Here is a 1,812-nt window from a genome sequence, read left to right on the forward strand (position 1 = left end):
GTCGGCGCCCGCCGCCACGATCGGCGACGGCCTGCCTACTCGACGAGTGGGGTCGGGTTCCTGTTCGACGACGAGCCCACGCGAGGCGAGCTCCGCGACCAGGTCTGCGACGGTCGAGCGGTTGAGCCCGGTCTCCGCCGTGATCACCGCGCGCGAGCGCGCGCCGAGCTGATGCACGAGTCTCAGAACCTCGCCGAGGTTCGCCGCACGTACGCGTTCGACGCTCGATGCCCGCTCTGCCATCGTGTCCCCCACCGTCTCCCATTAAGTTGCTCATGACACGTTATCCGGTCGGCCGCAGTCGATCAGCGAGGCACGTCGGAGGAGATCGCCTCCTCCGACAGCGAACCGGATGCCGCGTCGAACTCCACGGCACCGGATGCCACCACGGCTGCGGTCGCTCTACGCGGATCCGCCGTCGTGAGCACGTGCACGTCGCCCGTCACTGTCACCGTCGAGCGCGCGGTCGCGTCGCCGGCCGCCGCGGTCGCCGCTGCGTCTGCGCCCACCCACACCTCGACGTCGCCCGGTTCGACGACCCGGGTCATCGTCCGATCGCTGAAGGCGAAGCGCTGGGTGGGGACGTCGAACCTCACGGTCGCCGACTGCCCAGGCTCGAGCGCCACACGGTGGAAGGCGAGCAGCTGCGCCACCGGCGTCGTCACCGAGGCGACGACATCCCTGCCGTACAGCTGCACGACGTCGTCCACCGCACGCTCACCGACGTTGGTGACCTCGACGGAGGCGGAGAAGGTCTCCCCTGCGCCCACCTCCGGATCCACCACGAGATCTCCGTACGCGACACGGGAGTACGAGAGTCCGAAGCCGAACGGCCGGACCGGGGTCGGGTCTGCGGCCGTGACGTCCGACGCCCCGCCGAGTCGCGGGTGCAGGTAGGTGAACGGCTGCGCTCCCGCTGCCCGTGGCAATGACACGGGCAGCCGGCCGGACGGATTGACCCTGCCGGAGATCACACCGGCGAGCGCTGCGGCCCCCTCTTCCCCTGGGAAGAACGTCTGCAGCACCGCGGCAGGCCGGTGCTCGCCGTCCAGCGCCCAGCCGATCGCATACGGCCGACCGGTCAGGGCGACCATGACGACCGGAGTGCCGGTCGCGACGACCGCCTCGACGAGGTCGCGCTGCACACCGGGCAGTTCGAGGGTCTCGGAGTCGTTCCCCTCCCCCACGGTGCCGCGGCCGAACAGACCTGCCTGATCACCGACGACGACGATCGCCACCTCCGCACGCGCGGCGGCCGCGACGGCCTCCTCGAATCCGGTGCGGTCGTCGCCCTCCACGTCTGCGCCCCGGGCGTACACCACGTCCGTGCCTGCGCCGGCCTCGGCCCTGAACGCCTCCAGGAACGTCGGGATCTCGAAGCCGATCTCGTATCCGGGATGGTGTGCGAGAACGTGATTGGCGAATGAATAGCACCCCATCAGCGCTTCTGCGCGGTGCGCGTTGGGCCCGATCACCGCGATGCGGGTCGGGGCGGCCTGCGCGCCCTGGAGCGGGAGGATGCCGTCGTTCGAGAGCAGCACGATCGACTCCTCCGCGACGCGACGGGCGATGTCGCGGTGGCGCGGTGAGTCCAGGTCGATGAGGGCCGGCGGCTCGTCCTCGAACACGTCCGGCTCGAGGAGTCCGAGCTCCTCCTTCTGCGCGAGCGCGCGCAGAACCGCCCGATCGACGAAGGCCTCATCGAACTCGCCCGCCCGGATCCGCTCGGCGAGCGGGGCGAGATAGGCGTCGCCGGTGGGCAGTTCCACGTCGATCCCCGCGGTCAGCGCGGCCGCTGCCGCGGCCCCGCCG

Annotated in this window: 2 protein-coding genes; both read right to left on the minus strand. The window is 71.1% G+C overall.

Annotated features, from left to right (window positions below; translation table 11 throughout):
* On the minus strand, positions 1-243 hold a 243-nt coding region (locus ACNPNP_RS06240), incomplete at its 3' end, for a MarR family transcriptional regulator (protein ID WP_448965256.1).
* Positions 244-305: 62 nt separating this feature from the next.
* Positions 306-1,812 (minus strand): glycoside hydrolase family 3 C-terminal domain-containing protein (locus ACNPNP_RS06245; protein ID WP_448965180.1); only part of this gene is annotated, 1,507 nt, incomplete at its 5' end.

The sequence above is a fragment of the Microbacterium xerophyticum genome, from assembly GCF_053543555.1.